The organism is Wolbachia endosymbiont of Ctenocephalides felis wCfeT (assembly GCF_012277295.1).
Lineage (GTDB): Bacteria > Pseudomonadota > Alphaproteobacteria > Rickettsiales > Anaplasmataceae > Wolbachia.
Genome location: NZ_CP051156.1, coordinates 1,123,048 through 1,143,315 on the forward strand (window position 1 = coordinate 1,123,048; position 20,268 = coordinate 1,143,315).

The window sequence follows — 20,268 nt, forward strand, 5'->3', positions numbered from 1 at the left end:
GATCTTTTATCTGCTGATTCTCCTCTCAAATTCTGGTGAAAATTCACGCTACTCTACTTACACATATAGAAACATCTTCATAATCACTGGAATAGTCACTATTTTCTCCAGCGTGCATATCTGCTCCAATTTCAAGCGATAAAGTCTGCTCTTTCATGTATTCGCTCCATTTATTTATTGCTTCCTTAATCTTTTCATCTTCTGTTTTCACAATCACTTTAATACGGTCAGATATATGAAAATCTGCTTGTTTTCTGGTCTCTTGAATAAGCCTGACAATGTCCCGTGCAAGCCCTTCTAAAATTAACTCATCATTCAAAGCAGTATTGAGTATTACAATTCCTCTGTTATTATCAAATACAGAAGAAAACTCGCTATTCGCTTTTAACAACAGATCATACTCATTTTTTTCTATAATGTAGTTCTCTGATTCATCTCCCACAAGTATCAAATTTTTTATCACTCCTGAAGGCTTTGAAGTATTTGTCTCAGAGATGGTGTCATTCCAGTGCGTGACACTGGAATCCATCTTGCGTTCACCCTTGCCATGCCGACGTAGGGTTTCAGGTTTATTTGCAGGCAAAGCCTGCTGGATCCCAGTGTCACGCACTGGGATGACATCGGAGTGAGTTTCTTCAATTTGCCTCCATTTTCCCTGCTTAACATATTGAATTAAACCTTTGATCTTGTTTGGAATTCTTTTTCCAAGCTGAGAAAAATTTAATTTTAACTCCAGTGAAGCAACTTCCTTCAATTCGCTAACTACTTTTAATTCTTTTACGTTAACTTCGTCTTTTATCATTTCTTGATATTCACCCTCAAGAAAATCACAAGAAGACTTATGATAAATCGTCATGCTGCTCAGCGGCTGCCTGATACGTATATTGTAAGTATTTCTAATAGACAGAGCAGAATTGCATATTTCTCTTATCAAATCCATTTTTGTAGTAAGCTCGCCATCAAACTCTTCCAATTGTGGAAAGTCTGCCAGATGAACTGAAGCTTCTTGATACTTCAGCCCCTGCCATATAGCCTCTGTTATGATTGGTAGTAAAGGAGCAGCAGCTCTTAGGATATGGTAAAAAACTGTATACAACACGTTATAAGCATCAGTTTTATCTTTATCAAGTTCTTCTTTCCAAAAACGTTCACGACTGCGGCGAATATACCAGTTATTCAGCACTTCAAAAAAATCCACCAGAACTTTACAAGCCTCTTGCGAATTATAGTTATTCATGGATGTATGAATTTTTTGCACAGCTTCAGAACACTTAGCTATCATATAGCGATCAATAGTGCTCTTATAATCCTTACAAACCTCAGCTTTTATTCCATCTGCATTTGCGTACATAGTAAAAAAGTGATAGCTATTCCAAATAGGCTTTATCACATTTCTGAGTACATCTCGTATTGAATTTCCTTCTTTATCAAGCAACAGGTTACCACCACAAACAATAGAGCCAGAGAGCATGAGAAAACGCAATGCATCAGAACCATATTGATCAAAAACTTCCATGGGATCTGCATAATTGTTCAGGCGTTTTGATAGCTTTTGTCCTTTTACATCCAAAACAACACCATGGCATATGCAATTTTTAAACGGCTCACTATCAAAAAGAGCTGTAGACAATACAAATAACGTATAAAACCACCCTCTGGTTTGTGCTATATATTCAGTGATAAAGTCTGCGGGAAAATTGTTCTCGAACCACTCATTATTTTCAAACGGGTAATGAACTTGTGCAAATGGCATCGAACCGGACTCAAACCAGCAATCAAACACATCAGGCACACGACGCATAGTTGATTTTCCAGTTGGGTCATCAGGATTAGGTCTTGTTAAAGTGTCGATAAATGGCCTATGTAAATCTTCTACTTTAATATTAAAGTCTTTTTCCAGCTCTTCTATTGAACCATATACATCAACTCTTGGATATCTTGTATCATCTGACTTCCACACAGGTATTGGCGTACCCCAGAAACGATTACGTGAAATTGACCAATCATGCGCACCTTCAAGCCATTTTCCAAACTGACCATCCCTGATATGACCTGGGATCCAATTAACTTTTTTATTGAGATCCATCATCCTATCTTTGAATTTTGTCACAGCAACGTACCAAGAAGGCATAGTACGGTAGATTAAAGGAGTATCAGTACGCCAACAGTGTGGATAATTGTGAATATATTGTTCAGTTTTAAACCAACTTCCCTGCTCTTTTAGCTTCTTTATTATCGTATCATTTGTATCAAAAACGTGAATGCCTGCAAAATCTGCAACTTCAGCAGTAAATCTACCACCGTTATCGATTGGACAAATAGCTGGAATATCATAGCCTTGGCAGAGGTTAAAATCCTCTTCACCAAACCCAGGAGCGGTGTGCACAATACCAGTTCCATCTTCTTCCGTTACATAGTCAGCAATAAGCACACGAAATGCATTTTTCGTACCTTTAAAATAATCAAACAGTGGCTTGTAAGAAAGTCCCGCAAGATCATCTGCAGTAAGTTCAATATTGCATTCTTCATACTGAATCTTATTTTGTTTACAATGACTAACGAATTTTTCTAGATAACTTTCAGCGAAGATATAGATTTCACTATTTTCTGTCATTTCAGCACCATCTATTGTAATTCCAGCGCGTGACGCTGGAATCCATGTACTTTCTTCCTGGATCCCAGTGTCAAGCACTGGGATGACAGAGGATTTTGTAAAAGACTTATTACTTACTGACACTGCGCAATATTTAATATCTCTCCCTATCGCCAAAACCAGATTACTAGGTAATGTCCAAGGAGTTGTAGTCCAGGCAAGTAATTTACATTTTTGATCTTTAAACTGCTTTGGCTTTTCCAGAAGCTCAAATGCAACTGTTACCGCCTTACTAGTCTTTTCTCTATAAGCGTTATCCAGCCTCGTTTCAAAGTTGGATAAAGGAGTCTCACATGCCCAGCTATAAGGAACAACTCGCACCGATTCATACATCAAACCCTTATCATGTAGCTGTTTAAATGCCCACATAACTGACTCCATGAATGACTTATCCATAGTTTTATAGTCATTGTGGAAATCCACCCATCTTGCCTGCCTATTTACATACTTTTCCCATTCTGAGGCAAATTTCATTACTGAAGTACGGCAATGGTTATTGAATTTATCAATGCCAAATTTCTCTATCTCAGTTCTGCCAGATATTCCAAGCTCCTTTTCAGCTCCCATTTCAGCAGGTAATCCATGGCAATCCCAACCAAATCTGCGTTCAACTCTTTTTTGAAGCATGGTTTGATATCTTGCAAATGCATCTTTTATAAAGCCAGTAAGTAAATGTCCATAATGTGGCAATCCATTTGCAAATGGAGGGCCATCATAAAATACAAAGCAATTATCCTTAGAACGTCCTTCCACTGATTGCTCAAAAACTTTATTTTCCTGCCACAATTTTATTGTTTCCTTTTCAATTGAAGCAAAATTAGGACTGCTACTTGTATCAAGGTAATGTTTTGGCTTTGGTTTCATACTCACTAGATAACCTAATATTCACTGTTAAAGCATATAGAACTTCCTTAAGAATTTCAAACTAGCTTACTTGGCAATAATCTTTTTGTCTCTTAATAAGCTTTGCAACTCACCTTTTTCATACATTTCTCTAGTTATATCACAACCACCGATGAATTCTTCTTTTATGTATAATTGTGGAATTGTTGGCCAATCAGAAAATTTCTTTATAGATTCACGTATTTCATCATTTTCCAGTACATTGATATCTTTAAATTTTACATTTAATTTTTTAAGAATTGATACCACAAGCCCAGAGAATCCACATTGAGGAAAGTCAGAAGTGCCTTTCATATATAACACTACGTCATTTTCTGCTATATCTTTTTTTATTTGTTCAAAATCACTCATAAACTTTAATAGAACGCGTTCTTTTAAATTATAATACCTAATTATTACCTAAAACTCTTGTATGTGCAATCGAATCTTTTTCTTGCAATATAGGCTTACAAATTAAAGTTATAGCAAATATTCCCTGCTTCCTGGCTTAGTTATAGGTAATTGTTTTAGCTCACTAGGAATTTCTTTTTCACTATAATTTTCAATATTGAGTTCAACCAAAGATATCACGGGAAAAGGTAATTTCGTTTCACTGCTCCTCTTTATCAAAGAAGCTTCCGCAATGACCTTACCCCCCATACCTTCTGCACATTTTACTGCTTCAAGCGATGATTTTCCTGTAGTTATCACATCTTCAATAAGTAGTATCTTATCGCCTTGTTTAATTTTAAATCCACGGCGTAATTCAAATTCACCATTAACACGCTCGCAAAACATTGTCTTTACTCTAAGCTGCCTACCAATTTCATAGCCTACAATTATTCCACCAATTGCAGGAGAGAGTATTAAATCTATAGGAGTATTTAGCTCTTTTTTTATTTTATTTGCTAGTAATTTACAAACTTTCATAGCCCTGCTTGGATCTTCAAAGATTTTGGCACATTGTATGTATGTATCGCTATGCAAGCCAGATGATAGAACAAAATGCCCCTCTAGTATTGCTCCCGCTTCTTTAAATTCTTTTATTATTGGATGACTTTCTTCTAACATTATTTTAATTAAGTTTCACTATCACATTCTTTATTAATTATCTGAGTTACGCAAACATCAGACCAAACATTTATTGCAGTTTCAAACATATCAATGATTGTATAAATAGGCAAAATTAGCCCCATAATATGCAATGGCACATTCATCGATACTAGGTAGCTAGTTGCCATAAAATAGCACCCCATCGGCACTCCAGCATTACCAATTGCAGCTCCTGTAGCCAAAAAGATCCATATAAACATTTCACTCAGAGAAAAAGTGTACCCATTCATTTCTGAAACAAACATCACTGTAACCAGTATAAACGCAGCACATGCGTTCATATTAATTGTTGTGCATATTGGCAAAATAAATGATGACAACTTCTTTGGCACTTTGAGCTTATTTTGCACACAATCTATAGTGGTTGGCAGAGTTGCACTGGATGATTTTGAAAAGAATGCGAGTGTCAATGCTGGCATTGCCCCCTTTAGCGTCTGAATTGGCGATATACCCTTGTACCACATAAGTAATGGCAAAATAAAAATTGCCTGCACGAGATTTGCAGACATTATACAAGCAAAATACCATATAAGACTATATAACTCACTTCCACCTTTTAGCTCGTGTAAAAAGCACGTTATAAATGACCACACAGCAAGTGGAATAAACTTCAACAATCCTTGAGCAATTTTAAGTAATGCATCAAAAAGTGCAGAGAACACTTGATGCAGTATATCCTGCTTTTCCCTTGAGAGCGAGATAACAGACCCACCCATTAAAAAAGCAATTAATATGCTACCAATTATATTATTCTCGAGAAAAACTTGCACGAAATTTGAAGGTATAAGTGATTTTAAATACGAGAAGTAATTGTGACCATTCTCATTTACACTTTCTATCGTATTGCCTATAAAATTTTTTCTTACTGGATCGATTAGTAAATAAAAGGATAATGCAACAAACGCAGCAATAATGGTTGTAAGCAGTGTATAGAATAGCGTTTTTTTGACTAAAACTTTGATTTCAATTGAATCTTTCAGCCCAGAAATTGTGGATACTATAGATAAAAACACCAATGGTAAACTTATCAATTTTAACAGACTGATAAATATATCACTAAATAACTTTGCTATTTCAAATATAATATCATTAGCTAAATAATACGCAATGATCGCACATATTACAGCGCAAAATATAGCTAACTTATTCATGTGAAATACACAACGTATAAAGCAACATTATACGACTAATCTTGAAACAGAGAAATAATTTTACAGATTTAAACCAGATCTTATGAATAAGAATATTCTGCTTTGATCAACCAAGGTCATGACCATAATCGTGACCTTGATCATGACCAGGTGTAGGGCCAGGTGAGAAAGATTGACCTCTATAATTGCCTTCGTTATGCATGTCATGTAAACCTTCCGCATCATGAGCCATCGCATTATTAGCATGAGGATAGTCATTCGGGTCAGGTCCTTCCATGCCTCCACCCTGCGCACCTTCATGCTGCATACCATCTTCTGGTGGCGCTTCCCCGCCTTCTCCGGCATAACGTGAAAGATATTCTGCAATACCAGAAGCATCAAACATTTTTATGCCAAACATATTATCTGGTTTACTCAATCCAAATAATGATACTAAACTGCTACAACTTACTAAACCTTCAAATACGTTATTAAAAGCAGCAATTGACCCTTCATGAACATTAAACAGCCACTTCATACCATCTACAATCGTTGCAGCAAAATCTCCATGACCAAGGCCGAAGCCGCTTTTCTCACCACCAGATTCTTGGTGTTGTTGCATCGATTGCCATTCTGAAATATTTGGACCCATAAATCTTTAATTGTAAATTACTAACTATTATTATATCAAAAATAGTTAAAAATCAATTGATTAATTGCTCGTAGCAACAGTGAAGTTGCAACAGGCACACTGAGGAAGAGTGTTAATATTTATCATTTCTTAAGATAAAACGTTTAAAATGTTAGACAATTGTTAAAGTGAGGTTTAACTATGTCAAAGTATTTTCCAGTAGATTGTAATTCCTTGTATTTCTATCTTTATTTTGATGAGGTTTAGCTTTCATCTGCAATCCAGTGTGCCGCTATTAACTTAGCGGCACTATTGTACTACTCCGATTAATAGAAAATTAATCATTAGGCTCAACTGTTAGTTGGTGTATTTTAATTTTAACTAGAAATATATCGATAAATGCAACTTTGCAGATAAATGGCTTTAATATTGAGGTTTAATATGATAGCATTATTTACACTTATAAGGAGAATACTACTACCGCCCTCCAAAAGTAAACAAAATGTACCTGCCAGTAAGTATAGAAGAATAGCAGAGCAACTATTGCCAGGTGAAAGAAATCAAGAGTTATATGATGCCGTAAAAAACAAGGTAAGTAAAAATAGTCATGAGCCAATGACTTTCAAGTGTGGAGCTATTGAACGCTGTAAAGAACTATTGAAAAACGGTGCTCACCCTCACCGGCTAGTGCTATTTAAAGAAGATTTTAACGCATTATCTAAAAAACAAAAAGAATACTACTTAGAGTTTTTAAAGCGCTTAAACAAAATAGTGCAGAAATCAAAATATATTTCACAAGAAAAAAAAGAGAAGGTCGCCAACATTGTTAAACAAATTAATAATATTGTTAAGAAAGAAATAAACACACGCGTTAAAGAAAAAAGTCATGACAAAAGTGATGATAGCGGAATCGGAAGTTGTATCGAAAGTTGTTCTGAAGAGGATTCATACTCGCTAGAATCCTCTTCAGAAGATGAGCTTCATTCTAATAATATTGAAGATGGCCCTTCTACAAGTAGAAAAGATCAAAAGAGTAATGAAGTCATTAATAACTTACATGCTATTGCTCGGCAAAGTGGAAAACAAAAGTGCGAGTTTTTAGATAAAGTCATTCAGAACACACCTCAGGAGAGCTTAGAATCGTATATCAATAGTCAAAAAGATGGAAAAACTCCTCTGCAAGTAGCGTTAATTGCTAAAGTATCAAAAACAAAACATAAATCTAACACAGTTAGAGATAACGATAACACCCTTAAATTCATTGCCAAGTTACTACAACATGGAGCAGATCACACTGGTTTAAAACTATTGCCAGACCAATTATGTGACCTAAATAAAGAACAAACAACATATTATTATGGCTTCTTAAAAAAATTATCTGAATCGATAAAGCAATCTGAATTAGATCAGAAAATAAAAGATAAAATAATAATTAAAATTGCAGAGATTATTGACAATGGCTATCCATTACATTCAGCAGTTCGAAATAAAGAGAAAGATAGGTTTTTTAATCTTTTAAAAATTGATTGTGATATTACCACCCAAGATGAAGAAGGTAATAATGTTTTACATTATATTGCTTTGCTCAAGAAAAATAAAAAAGTTGATTATTTAGACCGAGTATTAAACTATAAAATACCTAAATATAAATTATATGAAGCTGTAAATGCTGTTAATAATGAGGGATATACGCCGCTACAAGTCGCATTAACAACAAAGGCTAGGAAGCCAAAAATCGAATACCTAAAACAAGAAACATTTTTTGACTTAAAAGCAGTTGATAATAATACAACACAATTTTGTGCAAAATTATTAGAAAGTGGTGCAAGTCCTGACTCTTTAGAATTAAAGGATAGGGAGTCAAAAAATGAATTTAATCAATTTCACACTAAACGATATTATTTTGCTTTGCGAAATTTAAAGTACTACCCCGAAACTCCACCAAACGCTCGAAAAGAAGCGAGAGGATTAAAAGAAAAACTTGAAGAAAAATACGGCTGTAGAACTGCTTCTAAGGCATGCAAATCTGGAGCCAAATCTGTTGCTAAAGGGTGTAAGTCTGGAGTTAAATATGTCGCAAAAAAAACAAAATCCGCCGTAAAAGCTATAGGAAGATTTATTGATCCAGGTAGAAGAGCTTTCATTGCAGCAGTGGCGGCTGTTACAATTACCATTATTATAATAACAATAATTGCTTTTGCTGAAGGCGCAATTTCACCAATAGCAGCTATATCTCTAATAGCTGCTGCAGGGATTTGTCTTGCTTTAACTTTATTGGGATGTGGTGTTCATAAGGGATTCAGCAAAAAACCCTCTTCTGATTCACCTAAAGATGAAAGTAAGTTTCAACCAACTATTGAAACTAAGGATCAGCGCTTAGCTAATGATCCAGAGGAGAAAGCAGAACAATTGGAGTTTAATGATGCTCCTGTAACTGGACTAAACAGTGTATCAATAACTTCTGGGCAGATTACGAACTCTCAGCAATCTAATAGACAAGTCAGTAACCTTTAAAATACTGCTTCTTCTAAAAGCTGCTCGCTTTCATCATCAATGGTCATACCATTTGTTAGCAGTAAATCCCTGATTTTTGTTTCTATCTCGTCTGCAACTTCTTTATTTGTTTTTAAGTAACTTTTGACATTTTCTCTTCCCTGCCCAAGACGTGTATTTTTGTACGAATAATAAGCACCAGCTTTTTCAAGCACACCAAGCTTTGCTCCCATATCTATTATTTCTCCAAGCTTTGATATACCTTCATTATACATTATGTCAAATTTTGCCTCTCTAAATGGAGGCGCAACTTTATTTTTTACCACTTTCACTCTTGTCTCATTTCCTGTGATATTTTCCTTATCTTTTATTGCACCAACTTTTCTGATATCAAGCCTGATAGAAGTGTAAAATTTCAATGCATTTCCACCAGTCGTTGTTTCTGGATTTCCATACACTACACCTATTTTCATACGGATTTGGTTAATAAATATCAATATGCAGTTTGCCTTTGAAACAGCAGAGGTCAATTTACGGAGCCCATGACTTAAGAGTCTTGCTTGAAGACCCATGTGTTGATCACCCATATCTCCTTCTATTTCAGCCCTTGGAGTGAGTGCTGCAACAGAGTCAACAACTATCACATCAACAGCTCCAGAACACACTAAATACTCAACGATATGTAACGCTTGCTCTCCAGTATCTGGTTGTGAAATCACTAAATCATCAGTATTCACTCCAAGTTTACGAGCATATATTACATCCAGCGCATGCTCCGCATCAATGAACGCGCATGATCCACCTTTTTTCTGCGCCTCAGCAATTACATGCAAAGCAAGAGTAGTTTTTCCTGAGCTTTCAGGGCCAAAAATTTCAATTATACGTCCCTTTGGTAATCCTCCAACACCAAGAGCTGAATCAAGTGCGATTGATCCTGTAGATATTGTATCTATCTTCTCCACAGGATTTTGCTTTAATTTCATTATAGCACCTTTGCCAAACGCTTTTTCAATTTGACTTATTGCATTGTCCAGTGCTTTCTGCCTATCACTACTTCTTTCGTCTGTCATGGTTCGTTTACAAGTTCATACAATCTTCTATGGTAACCGAACGCAAATAACCTGCCAAGGTTTTTTCTTGGAGAAGCCCTATGAAAGAGATAAACAAGTTATGTAATGGATTCAATATCAAACTTTCCACCACAAGCTGCTTCCCACTCTTTCTTGAATTTTTTCAAATGCTCTTTTTTTTCACATTCCAAAAGCAACTCCTCTATATTCTTGTTATAGCTTCCTGCAGTGATCCTTCCCTGGTGATACATAAATCTTAAGTAAATCAAATAAGTATTAACTACATCTGTTTCACAATAGTCTCGAATTTCTTGCAACTTGCCACTATCGTATAAGCTCGTCACTTGTGAACCATCAACTCCGATCTTGCCAGGAAGGCTAAATGCAGCACAAACTTCATTCATTTTTACCCTTGCAGAAGCACCAAAATCAGAAAGAGACTCAAGTAAATCACAATGCCAATCACTACTATACCTTTGATTATAGCTATTCCACTTATCACCTGCTTTATGTAAATATTCTGCTTGAATACCATGAACCATAGCACGATACTTGAGCACTGGCATGTCAAAAGTGCGTCCATTAAAAGAAACTAATCTAGGCTTTTTTTCTGACATGTAGTTAAAAAACCCTCTAACTAATTCCTTTTCGTTAGAACCCAGTGTTCCTCCTGATCTGATTTCTTGAAGTGTAAATACTTCATATCCATTTTTATGGCTTATGTTACAAAGTAAAAAGCTGATAACAACAACTTGGTGAAAGGGTTGACGTAAAAAAGGATTTTGCCCACTTGTTATTTCCAGGTGATATTTTGTTAATGCCTCCCTTCTTTCTTCTACACTAGTATTGTTACTGATATTGAGTAAATTCGTGCAGGAATCTACGTCTGGTATAGTTTCAATATCAAATACTAGTAGAGAATTAAGCATCGCTTATATACTCCTCAGGGCGGTCAGTCCAAGGCCGTACTTTTACAAACAAAAAAAGGTGAACTTTACATTCAAATAATTTTTCTAGCTCAGCACGCGCTTCAATGCTAATTTTTTTAATACTACTCCCATCTTTTCCCAACACTATTTTTTTATGACTATCTTTTAATACAAATATAACCTGCTTTATAACCAAACTCTTGTCCTTTTTTTCTTCAAATTGCTCAGTTATTATAGCTGCAGAATACGGCAACTCTTCACGTAAATTCAAGAACAATTTTTCTCTCGTAATTTCCGCTGACAAAAAATTCATTGATGAGTCGGTTATTTGATCTTCTTCATAAAACCAAGGACCAACAGGTGCGATTTCAGATAGGTAATCCATCAAGTCATCAAGTCCATCATTTTTCAAAGCTGATATCGTAAAAATCTTTTCAAACTTATAAAGTAGTTTCAGATGCTCATATGCCATTTTTAGTTCAGGCTTTTTTATTAGATCAGTCTTATTGATAACTAAAATGCATCTACTTCGCGTACGCTGCAGCCGTGCAAATACAGTCTTGATTCTCTCTATATTCTTTAAATAATTGCTTGCATCAATAAGCAGCAAGGTAACGTCATTACCCTTAATGGCCGACCACGCAGATTTAACTAAAGCTTTTTCAAGCTTTGTCTCTGCTGAAAATATTCCTGGAGAATCAGTAAATATAACTTGTGTCTCATTATACGTTGCAATACCCCTAATTTGCGTTCTTGTTGTCTGCACCTTAGGAGTAACGATTGCAATCTTTTTACCCACTATACTGTTAATTAATGTAGACTTCCCAGCATTTGGTAAACCAGCAATAGTAACGAATAAGCACTTTTGTTCTTTCACGTGGAATTTTTTTTTATCTTATATATTAACTATACAGATACCACGCTTTATGGCAACTATGGTCTTCTTATACGCTACTATACCTTACTCTTTTATAACAATTATAATCCTCTTGAAGAAGATACAACACTCTTATGTGATTCATCCTCTACTTGCTTAGCATAAGAAGAAAGAGATATAAAACTCTCATATGGTTCAATCTTTACTTGCTCAATATAAGAAGAATTTTTGTAATTACTTTTCACTTCATCAAAAAAATTTACACCTCTTAAGACATAATCTACCAAATTGGCAGCATAATGTTGAACTTTACCCAAAACTACAGCATTGACCTTATTTATTGCTCTAACAGGATAGTAAAAGAGAGATACATAATTGTTTGACCGGAAATCGCTTTCATCTGTTCTATAAATAGCTTCGTGGTAACCATCTATTTTATGGACGCTATACTCCTCTGGAGCTGATACCCTTAATTGTGCACCCACATGTGCATAACCAAGGCAACCAGGTGATACTGCTGGTACTGGATCTTGTCTATGCTGAGTTACCCTGATGGTTTTCTCTTCCAGAGCTTCATTATAGAATTCACTAGCAGTAAGATCAAAAACCCTTGGATCACCAAAAGTTGCAACATGAAGATCTTCAGCACCTTCTGTTTTGTTAAGACATAAAGCAGCTATTTTTGCAACAGCTCCTCCCATACTATGGCCTGTAAGATTAAATTTAAAATCTTTAATTTCTGACCCTTGTTTTTCAGCATGAGATTTTAAAATACCATAAAGATTAGGCCATGAATCCGTAAATGAATTATAAAAACCACGATGAATCCTTCCACCTTCAGGTAAAAGCTCTGAAGTAGTAAAAGACATGTTGAGATCAGTCATTACATCATTTAACCCCCACAAACCATGCTTTAGACGAGTACCATGGTAAGCTATTGTTATTCTGACCTTTTATGAAAACGCACCCAGCATCTTCTTCAAAGCTGTTACCAAATGGAATAACCTCGTAACCTTCGCTCATAAATTCAGCTCTGGTTTTATGCATTTTTTCGTTTTCAAGGATAATAAAATCCTCTTTCTCTTCTGTAAGCTTATCAGCTACGGCTTTGTATTTTTTCTCACTTAACTTAAAGTCAGCGTCACCATAGCTTATTTTGCAGAAATTACTCATTTCCAGTAATTTCTCTTTATTAAATCCTGCAATTTCTACAATGCTTTTGTCTATTTGATACGAAGAAGGTAAAGAGTGTATCTCATTTGGATCACGAGGATTTATAAACTCATAATCCTCAATAATTTCAAATCCTTCACTTAAAGTAGGGTTTGATTGACCGTCTGACTCTTGGCTTTCACCACTTGCACTGAAATTAAACCAGTTACGCCAAAAACTAAAATCCATAAATGCCTCACAATTATATCTTCAAATTGTAATATAAACTGGTATAGCTGTCAACAATGAATTTCTTGTTTATTGCTCTGTACGTCTTAATTTATTACGTTAATACAGCTTTTTTTCTACTTGCTGCACAATGTGATAAAAGCAATCAAAATCTAAACTCGCACTACCAATCAGCACTCCTGATAAATCTGTAATATCCAGCAAGTTTTCTATATTTTCAGAATTCACTGATCCGCCGTATATGACGTTCTTGTCAGTAAAAGATTTGATTATCTGTATTACCTCAGTAATAGAACTATTATTTGGTATATTACCTGTACCGATCGCCCATATTGGCTCGTATGCTACAGTATATTCACCACTAATTGGCAAACGATTTCTGCATTGACGTTCTATCACTTCTTGTGTTTTGCCACTTTTATAATCCGCTAAATTTTCACCCACACAAACAATTGGGTGTAAACCTGACTCTATTGCCGCTTCTGCTTTGAGTTTTATATCATTATCCGTTTCATGAGTTCTTTCAGAGTGTCCAAGTATTACATGAGTGCATTTCAACTCTTTCAGCATTGCCACACTGATTTCACCTGTATAAGAACCAGATTGCTTATAATGGCAATTCTGTGCCCCTATACTTAAATTATCACTTAAATTTATACTATCTGGAAATGATGTAAAAGGCGGGCAAATCACCAACCGAGAGGTAATCCCACTACTCTTCCCACTCATCTTACTGATAAAATCAACAAACGAGGAACGCATTCCGTTCATCTTCCAATTTGCTACTATTAAAAAGGGCATTAAATATTAATTTTATAAGAGTGCCGGCTATCGGACTTGAACTGATAACCTACTGATTACAAGTCAGTTGCTCTACCAATTGAGCTAAGCCGGCCGCTTACAATATACAATTGTTGGCGAATTTGAGTCAATCAATTTTTCATGTAAAGCTTTTTATTTCCACTAAGGGAACGTTGTTCCAGCTATTGTTTCCATAGCTATCCATTGAAGCATTTAGATAATCTGTATCAAAGCGCACTGGTACATCAAATTCAAAGCTTGCAGTGATTATTGCACCTCTTGCTGGAGGCTTCATAAATGTTACTTCCCCGGTTGAACAATTCACTAAGTATTTACTTTCTTCTGTACCATTTATATAGATCTTTATTGCACCACTTACTGGCTTCCTGATCACACGAACATGCTTATCAGTTCCACTTGTGTAAGTTTTGATCAATTGAAAAGTCAAGCTTTTACCATCACCCACTCCAATTTCTTGATTAATGGCTCTAAAATCTGACCAATCCTTGAAGCGAAATCCTATCGCCTTACCCTTTCGTGCCCGAAAAAATGCCACTAATTCTAGCAATTGTTCATTCGATCTAACTCCGCACCCTATGTTATACTTAGCACGAGCATGAAGCCAATTGATATTACGCTGCTCACAGCCATTATGAGTTATCACAATTTCGGTGGAAAATTCTGGCCCTCCAGTGGAACCGTAAGATATATCGTCTGGAAATCTAATTTCTGTAAATGACATATGTCCTCCTATGTAAATAAGTTTATATATTGATTGTAAATGCTATTGCTTACCGTAGAACATTGTTCCAAAAGGTGCCACTTGAAATGACACCTCAACGCAAATGCTTATTGCTCACCAAGAATAGTAGATTGATAAAGATTATCAGCAAAATCATAAAGTTTCTGATATTTTTCTTCTAACTCTACATACCTTTTTTGCTGCTCTTGTTGTGACTGTTCGTACTTTTCTTTTATTTCTAATGTTCTACGAAATACCTCAGCCTCTATGTGCTGATTAATAACATCTTGATTGCATATATAATCACTATATTCAGATTTGTCAAGCATAATTTTACCCTCATAAAAATAAAAATCTTATGGTAAATTAGTTGCGAATTTATGAAAACTATGGTAAAAAAAACCGCTATTTTTTTGCGTCAAGCATAATCATAAATTCATTAGGATTTACATAACCCAGCGCATTTTTTGCTTGTTCATCAAGTAGATCTAAGTCTAAACTTTTTTCGTATAAGCCAAATATTCTGTTGCTCAATTTATCTCTTTCAAGGGAAATATGCTGCAATAAAAGCTTATTATGTTCTATTTCCTTTTTCAAATCCATCAACGTCAATAGACCACGCTTGCCTCTGACTGCACTGACACTAAAATACATCGTTAAGCAAAAAGCAAAGAACGTTAGGATTAAAAAGAGTAATTTCTTCCTTCTCTTAGGCACGTGCTTTAAGAACCTTGGCGTACCTTACACCTTGGTCTTACTTTGTTTATAACGTAAACTTTACCACCTCTTCTCACAACTTTGCAATTTTTATCTCTGTTGCGATGAGATTTAAGCGATCCTTTAACTTTCATATCAATATCAAATTATCTTACATTATTGTCATCTATAGATTATTAGTCAACAGATTTTGTAAAGTATTATACATCCCAAAAATATAGGTACTACGAAGAAAGACCCTTCAATATACCATTGATTTTCCAGTACGTTATAAAATTGTTCATAACTTCATGATACGATTCTTACCATATTTATCATATTTACAGTGAGGTGTTAATTATGACAAAGAACCCAGCAATTACATTAGCAGCCAAAGCTAAAGAGTTTAGTTTTCATAAATTAAGAGCAGAGAAAAGCAATGAACAAGCAAAGTCTGGTGTGACAATGTCCTTAGATTTTCACAGGATGAGTTTTATTATTAACGGAAAAAAAATAGATAAAAATCTTATTACTGCGTTTAAAGAAGGAGCTCAACACTACAAAAGCGGGCTTTTTAAAAGCGAACTTTTTAATAGTAATGATATATATAGTGATGAAACGTTTAACAACAGCGAAACAAGAGAAATAGATACAGATTATGGCAAAGCTTTTGTTGCTTCAGTATTAGAAAATCTTGAGAAAGAGCTTATAAGTGATGAATTGACTAAGTTGTGGAATAATCACTGCAAAAATTCTGAAACTGCTGATTATCAAAAAACTGATTCATTTAAGAAAGAATTTGAAGAATTTTACAATGCTGGAAAAAGTTATGCCCATCTACTGCCTGCAGAAAAAGATGAAGTCAAGTATGACCGCTTCCTTGCAAAAGAAATTTTTAAGCAAATGTTCAGATACGCTGGAGCAGAAGTTCCAAGTGATGCTATTTTAGAAGAGCTAATAACTAATTGTAATCAAGCAGGGTATGATGCTGCTCCAGCTATACACACCCAATTTGCACTTGGGGAGCCGTTCATAGTAACAAGCCCTGAAAAAGTAATTTATATTGATTGTACTAACCAAAATAATGTGAGAATTAGATCTGATATGAGGATTCCAATATGTTCTGTCAAGAATCAAGTTATACATAAGATATGTGATCTGCCTCATTCATTAGAATTTACACTTGAACATCAAGATGATGAAAACCTCATCACATATACAGATGGTAAATTATTACTTACTATTCCTGAAGAGTTAAAAAATTATAAATATAATGGCCAAAGCTTATTTGACATTATTACAGAATATTTTAAAACACTCTGTGAAAAACTAGGATTTAAATTCGAGGCAGAAATACAAACAGAGATAGAGCTTGACTTAGGTGCCCCAATAAAAGTGAGTAGATATTTAGATGGTACAATATCTACCATAGGATCAGAGGCAAATAAAGATTTTATTAATCTTTTAGAGAAAAATCTCGAAGATAGGTTATTGAAATCAGGTGTTAAAAAAGAAGATATTGATGCTTATGTTGAAGTTAAAGTGCCTACTGTTATCGATCTATTGAGTAATTATGCTAAACTTGAGGATACTGAAGAAAACAAAGAATTATTAATAAAGGAAGTAACAGATAATTTAGGGCTTTCTTCTCATGATCATATATCTCACGGTAATAGCAGTCCTTTTGCACTAAAATTTTTACCTTCTTTAGTAAAAGGTACGATTAATTATGACCACGCTAAGTTTGTTGCAAATACTTTTACCAAGTTAATTATTGAAGGAAAAAGCGAAATATATGAAAAGCAAGGAGCGATCAATGCAATTGATGCAATTAATCAGAAGGTAGATAAGAAAATTGTTGAACAAGAAGAAAAAATAACCAACAAACACGGTACTGATAAATGGGCAGATAAAATAAAAGAGCAGAGATTATCTATGGGATCACATTCACTATCCATAGAAATGTAACAAGACTATCTCATGTATAGTCTTGTTACATTTTATTAAAGAGCTGTATAATTGTTGCAGATACTTCCTCTATTGATTTTTGTGTAACATCAATAACTGGCCAGTTATTTTGTGAAAATAGTTTTTCTGCCTCTTCAACTTCCGCTTTTACTCTATCATAATTAGCATAGATCTCATTACCTTCGTTATTAATTGAGCTCAATCTGTTCTTACGTATTTCAATTAATCTATTAACATCTATTGTTAATCCTATAGTAAGTTTATTTTTTAATCTTGCTAAATCCACATAAAACGGCACATTGCCCACAAAGGGAATGTTGGCAACTTTGTAACCCCGATAGGCCAAATAAGTGCTGGTTGGAGACTTTGACGTGCGTGAAACTCCAACCAAAATTATATCTGCTTTTTCAATATCTTGAAGATTTTGTCCATCATCATGATTGATAGTATAGTTTATTGCCTCAATACGCTGAAAATATTCGTTATTTATTTCAGCATGTAAGTCAAGTTTTTCATCTTTTTCGATTTCAAGATAGGAAGAAATCTCTCTAATAATATGGGATAATATTGCTCTATAGGGAATTTTTGACTTTACGCAGTTATCTTTTAAATATTTTCTTAACTCATCATCGGTAATAGTGCAAATAACAAAGTTATATTCATTACTTTTCTTATTAATTTCTTCTAAGATTTTATCAACTTGCTCCTTTTCTTTTACAAAAGACCAGACATATTCAACCGCTTCTATAGAGCGAAAATGCTTTAGTGCTGACTTTGCAACTGATATCACAGTTTCACCGCTTGAGTCCGATACTAAGTGTAAGTTGAGTTTTTTTAGAGTCATGTATAATAGTATAGCAGCTAAAATCTATAGAGCTATATTTTCTAAACTTTAAGCACCTTGCGCAAGTGGTGCAGGACTATTTTCTCCATGTACAGGCTGCTTTACCGCATTTACTCCATCAACTCTGAGTCTAGCAACACTACTATTTATCCCTCTAGCTAATGCAGGACCTTCCACTCCACTAACTTCGGGTTCAGCAACACTACTTTTTACCTCTTCAGCTAATGTAGTACCTTCCACTCCACCAACTTCGGGTTCAGCAACACCACTTTTTACCTTTTGTCGTGCTTCATATATAGAACACATAATGTGTAAAATACATAAAATCATCAACACTATCGATCCTATAGCTAATATCAATCCAATACTTTCTCTCTTTTCTTGTGGTACAAGTCCTTTCAAAATCGACACCTCTCCTAGTGGCAAATACCAGAGACCTGATGCTAATGCGAATACTGCTATTACTGAGAAACAAAAATAAGTATCCCATGAGGAAAATACAATCTTGAGTGGTAATTTTGATCTTATATTAGTAGGTGAAGTGTTGATTCCAGGTGGCTTTGTTGCATAGCTAAAGTAAAAAGAACTGGGAGTTACTGACAAAATTCATTATAAACAGGCATTTAACCGACAAAGGAAAAATATGCCAGTCAAAATGAAAGTCAGTAACTGCTACGAATATAACAAATTTCTCCAAGAAAGAGGAAATATTTTTTATTACGTCAACGATGCCATAGAAAATTGGTACGAAAAAAGTCCCAAAATGGCCGGTAGCAACAATATTTATAGTGATAAAGTCGTAATTCTAATTCACATAATAACTTATTTGTTTAGAATAGGCCTAAGACAAACGGTGGGGTTTATAGCGGGATACCTTGAGCAAATAGGAAAAAATTTGCAAGTTATCAGCTATTCCCAGGCTTCCAGAAGATTCAAAAAGCTTAACTTAAAAATTAATGATCGAAGACATGATAAAAACAGTATGGAAAATATTGAGATCGCCATAGATAGCACTGGAATAAGCATCTACAATAATATTCCAGGCCATAGTAAGGCAAACGGTACAGATAGAAAGTACCGTGGCTATAAGCAAACAAGAAAATTGCATGTAATGCTGGAGATAGGTAGCAAAAAAGTCATAGCTGCAAAATACAGTAGTGGAGTTTATTCTGACCACTATGGAGCCTGTGATCTTATTGCAAGGGCTAATGCTAAATACAATATAAGCACACTATATGCAGACAGAGCATATAATCGAAAGAAGTTATACAAATTGTGCAATGAGCTTGGCATAAGACAAAAATTCCTCTGCAAAACAATGCAGTGGAGCATCCAAAGCTGGATTATATGGCTGAGAGAAATTCTACAATCAAGCTCATAAAGTCATATGGTGAAGATGGTATGAAGAAGTGGAAAAAAGAGATAAATTATGGGAAGAGATCTTATATAGAAAGTTTTTTCTCGCGACTGAAGCAAACATTTGGGTTTAGTTTTAGGAACAAATCTGAGATTAACCGTGAGAAAGAAATGCTACTCAAGTGTTATTTGCTGAACAAATTTACTGAAATAGGCATGGCTAAATTTGAGATAGCTTCATGAATTTATTATGCATTGCCTCCTATCCAAAGAGCGATGCAACAAAGCCAGCTAGAATCCAGATTTTTTTAACTTGATCCTATAATCAAGTTATAGTATGACAAAGATGCTTTAGTATTAAAACATTTTTATTAATTTCATAACTATAACCACCCATTCTACTTCCTTTAAAAATATCATTATTAATATATAAATTTTATCTAATATTCTTAATTTTCGTCGACTTTTTAATAAGATTATGGGAAATTATATGAAAATCAGTTATTTCCAAAACGGAAATAACTGGTCTTTAAAAGTATATTGCTGCATGATGGTAGCGTTAAAGTTGTAATTTTGAGGTTTGTGGAAGCTTTAGCGTTTGTGTAGTTGTGAATTTGATTATATGATATAGTTAAAAAATCTATATTCCAGCGTAGTGCGCTGGAAAGCAGCTCTTTTGTAA

General features: G+C 34.7%; 19 protein-coding genes, 1 tRNA gene and 1 pseudogene. 3 read left to right on the forward strand and 18 right to left on the reverse strand.

Annotation, left to right across the window (positions count from 1 at the left end; genetic code table 11):
- Positions 1-43: 43 nt before the first annotated feature.
- The 5 genes from HF197_RS05430 to HF197_RS05450 all read right to left on the reverse strand — a co-directional run bounded on the left by HF197_RS05430 (position 44) and on the right by HF197_RS05450 (position 6,430).
- Positions 44-3,517 carry an isoleucine--tRNA ligase gene (locus HF197_RS05430; protein ID WP_218938886.1) on the reverse strand — a complete coding sequence of 1,158 codons (3,474 nt, stop codon included), beginning with the start codon at positions 3,515-3,517 and terminating at the stop codon, positions 44-46.
- A gap of 66 nt (positions 3,518-3,583) precedes the next feature.
- Positions 3,584-3,907, reverse strand: coding sequence for a Grx4 family monothiol glutaredoxin (gene grxD / locus HF197_RS05435; protein WP_168464554.1), 324 nt, complete (start codon positions 3,905-3,907; stop codon positions 3,584-3,586).
- Positions 3,908-4,015: 108 nt separating this feature from the next.
- Positions 4,016-4,606, reverse strand: coding sequence for an orotate phosphoribosyltransferase (gene pyrE / locus HF197_RS05440; protein ID WP_369800004.1), 591 nt, complete (start codon positions 4,604-4,606; stop codon positions 4,016-4,018).
- Positions 4,607-4,614: 8 nt separating this feature from the next.
- On the reverse strand, positions 4,615-5,799 hold the full coding sequence (locus tag HF197_RS05445; protein WP_168464555.1) for a dicarboxylate/amino acid:cation symporter: 1,185 nt from the start codon (positions 5,797-5,799) through the stop codon (positions 4,615-4,617).
- 106 nt (positions 5,800-5,905) lie between these two features.
- Positions 5,906-6,430 (reverse strand): hypothetical protein, encoded by a 525-nt coding sequence (locus tag HF197_RS05450; RefSeq protein ID WP_168464556.1) that lies wholly within the window; start codon positions 6,428-6,430, stop codon positions 5,906-5,908.
- A 420-nt stretch (positions 6,431-6,850) separates the two neighbouring features.
- Between HF197_RS05450 and HF197_RS05455 the strand changes: the two genes are divergently transcribed.
- On the forward strand, positions 6,851-8,923 hold the full coding sequence (locus HF197_RS05455; protein WP_168464557.1) for an ankyrin repeat domain-containing protein: 2,073 nt from the start codon (positions 6,851-6,853) through the stop codon (positions 8,921-8,923).
- Here HF197_RS05455 and recA read toward each other — a convergent pair.
- The 11 genes from recA to ykgO all read right to left on the reverse strand — a co-directional run bounded on the left by recA (position 8,920) and on the right by ykgO (position 15,573).
- Positions 8,920-9,972, reverse strand: coding sequence for a recombinase RecA (gene recA / locus HF197_RS05460; protein WP_168464558.1), 1,053 nt, complete (start codon positions 9,970-9,972; stop codon positions 8,920-8,922). The genes HF197_RS05455 and recA overlap by 4 nt on opposite strands.
- Before the next feature lie 98 nt (positions 9,973-10,070).
- Positions 10,071-10,901 carry a 3'-5' exonuclease gene (locus tag HF197_RS05465; protein WP_168464559.1) on the reverse strand — a complete coding sequence of 277 codons (831 nt, stop codon included), beginning with the start codon at positions 10,899-10,901 and terminating at the stop codon, positions 10,071-10,073.
- The gene (gene era / locus HF197_RS05470) at positions 10,894-11,778 is read right to left on the reverse strand and encodes a GTPase Era (RefSeq protein ID WP_168464560.1); all 885 of its coding nucleotides are present in this window, start codon (positions 11,776-11,778) and stop codon (positions 10,894-10,896) included. The genes HF197_RS05465 and era overlap by 8 nt, the downstream gene beginning before the upstream one ends.
- Positions 11,779-11,879: 101 nt before the next feature.
- Entirely contained in the window at positions 11,880-12,662 is a 783-nt protein-coding gene (locus HF197_RS07495) for a lipase family protein (protein ID WP_246168470.1), read from the reverse strand.
- 4 nt (positions 12,663-12,666) lie between these two features.
- Entirely contained in the window at positions 12,667-13,179 is a 513-nt protein-coding gene (locus HF197_RS07500) for a hypothetical protein (protein WP_246168473.1), read from the reverse strand.
- A 99-nt stretch (positions 13,180-13,278) separates the two neighbouring features.
- On the reverse strand, positions 13,279-13,980 hold the full coding sequence (locus HF197_RS05480; RefSeq protein WP_168464561.1) for a triosephosphate isomerase: 702 nt from the start codon (positions 13,978-13,980) through the stop codon (positions 13,279-13,281).
- Between the two features lie 21 nt (positions 13,981-14,001).
- Positions 14,002-14,074, reverse strand: a tRNA-Thr gene (locus HF197_RS05485).
- A gap of 45 nt (positions 14,075-14,119) precedes the next feature.
- Positions 14,120-14,722: a TIGR02217 family protein gene (locus tag HF197_RS05490; RefSeq protein WP_168464562.1), complete on the reverse strand. Its 603-nt coding sequence runs from the start codon at positions 14,720-14,722 to the stop codon at positions 14,120-14,122.
- A 107-nt stretch (positions 14,723-14,829) separates the two neighbouring features.
- A complete protein-coding gene (locus tag HF197_RS05495; RefSeq protein WP_168464563.1) occupies positions 14,830-15,051 on the reverse strand; it encodes a hypothetical protein in 222 nt (73 codons plus the stop codon).
- A gap of 76 nt (positions 15,052-15,127) precedes the next feature.
- Entirely contained in the window at positions 15,128-15,376 is a 249-nt protein-coding gene (locus HF197_RS05500; RefSeq protein ID WP_168464564.1) for an FtsB family cell division protein, read from the reverse strand.
- A gap of 68 nt (positions 15,377-15,444) precedes the next feature.
- Positions 15,445-15,573, reverse strand: coding sequence for a type B 50S ribosomal protein L36 (gene ykgO / locus HF197_RS05505; RefSeq protein ID WP_168464565.1), 129 nt, complete (start codon positions 15,571-15,573; stop codon positions 15,445-15,447).
- A 205-nt stretch (positions 15,574-15,778) separates the two neighbouring features.
- Between ykgO and HF197_RS05510 the strand changes: the two genes are divergently transcribed.
- Positions 15,779-17,386, forward strand: a complete 1,608-nt coding sequence (locus HF197_RS05510; RefSeq protein ID WP_168464566.1) for a hypothetical protein — start codon at positions 15,779-15,781, stop codon at positions 17,384-17,386.
- Between the two features lie 25 nt (positions 17,387-17,411).
- Here HF197_RS05510 and HF197_RS05515 read toward each other — a convergent pair whose 3' ends face one another.
- The gene (locus HF197_RS05515; RefSeq protein ID WP_168464567.1) at positions 17,412-18,230 is read right to left on the reverse strand and encodes a pyruvate, water dikinase regulatory protein; all 819 of its coding nucleotides are present in this window, start codon (positions 18,228-18,230) and stop codon (positions 17,412-17,414) included.
- A gap of 48 nt (positions 18,231-18,278) precedes the next feature.
- The gene (locus HF197_RS05520) at positions 18,279-18,536 is read right to left on the reverse strand and encodes a hypothetical protein (protein WP_168464568.1); all 258 of its coding nucleotides are present in this window, start codon (positions 18,534-18,536) and stop codon (positions 18,279-18,281) included.
- Between the two features lie 337 nt (positions 18,537-18,873).
- On the opposite strand from HF197_RS05520, the pseudogene HF197_RS07505 reads away from it, so the two are divergent.
- Positions 18,874-19,829, forward strand: a pseudogene (locus HF197_RS07505) (IS5 family transposase).
- Positions 19,830-20,268 lie beyond the last annotated feature (439 nt).

Bases quoted from the DNA above. Each gene is read 5' to 3' on its own strand.
- HF197_RS05430 (WP_218938886.1), bottom strand. From the start codon at position 3,517: ATGAAACCAAAGCCAAAACATTACCTTGATACAAGTAGCAGTCCTAAT.
- grxD (WP_168464554.1), bottom strand. From the start codon at position 3,907: ATGAGTGATTTTGAACAAATAAAAAAAGATATAGCAGAAAATGACGTA.
- pyrE (WP_369800004.1), bottom strand. From the start codon at position 4,606: ATGTTAGAAGAAAGTCATCCAATAATAAAAGAATTTAAAGAAGCGGGA.
- HF197_RS05445 (WP_168464555.1), bottom strand. From the start codon at position 5,799: ATGAATAAGTTAGCTATATTTTGCGCTGTAATATGTGCGATCATTGCG.
- HF197_RS05450 (WP_168464556.1), bottom strand. From the start codon at position 6,430: ATGGGTCCAAATATTTCAGAATGGCAATCGATGCAACAACACCAAGAA.
- HF197_RS05455 (WP_168464557.1), top strand. From the start codon at position 6,851: ATGATAGCATTATTTACACTTATAAGGAGAATACTACTACCGCCCTCC.
- recA (WP_168464558.1), bottom strand. From the start codon at position 9,972: ATGACAGACGAAAGAAGTAGTGATAGGCAGAAAGCACTGGACAATGCA.
- HF197_RS05465 (WP_168464559.1), bottom strand. From the start codon at position 10,901: ATGCTTAATTCTCTACTAGTATTTGATATTGAAACTATACCAGACGTA.
- HF197_RS07495 (WP_246168470.1), bottom strand. From the start codon at position 12,662: ATGACTGATCTCAACATGTCTTTTACTACTTCAGAGCTTTTACCTGAA.
- HF197_RS07500 (WP_246168473.1), bottom strand. From the start codon at position 13,179: ATGGATTTTAGTTTTTGGCGTAACTGGTTTAATTTCAGTGCAAGTGGT.
- HF197_RS05480 (WP_168464561.1), bottom strand. From the start codon at position 13,980: ATGCCCTTTTTAATAGTAGCAAATTGGAAGATGAACGGAATGCGTTCC.
- HF197_RS05490 (WP_168464562.1), bottom strand. From the start codon at position 14,722: ATGTCATTTACAGAAATTAGATTTCCAGACGATATATCTTACGGTTCC.
- HF197_RS05495 (WP_168464563.1), bottom strand. From the start codon at position 15,051: ATGCTTGACAAATCTGAATATAGTGATTATATATGCAATCAAGATGTT.
- HF197_RS05500 (WP_168464564.1), bottom strand. From the start codon at position 15,376: ATGTATTTTAGTGTCAGTGCAGTCAGAGGCAAGCGTGGTCTATTGACG.
- ykgO (WP_168464565.1), bottom strand. From the start codon at position 15,573: ATGAAAGTTAAAGGATCGCTTAAATCTCATCGCAACAGAGATAAAAAT.
- HF197_RS05510 (WP_168464566.1), top strand. From the start codon at position 15,779: ATGACAAAGAACCCAGCAATTACATTAGCAGCCAAAGCTAAAGAGTTT.
- HF197_RS05515 (WP_168464567.1), bottom strand. From the start codon at position 18,230: ATGACTCTAAAAAAACTCAACTTACACTTAGTATCGGACTCAAGCGGT.
- HF197_RS05520 (WP_168464568.1), bottom strand. From the start codon at position 18,536: ATGTGTTCTATATATGAAGCACGACAAAAGGTAAAAAGTGGTGTTGCT.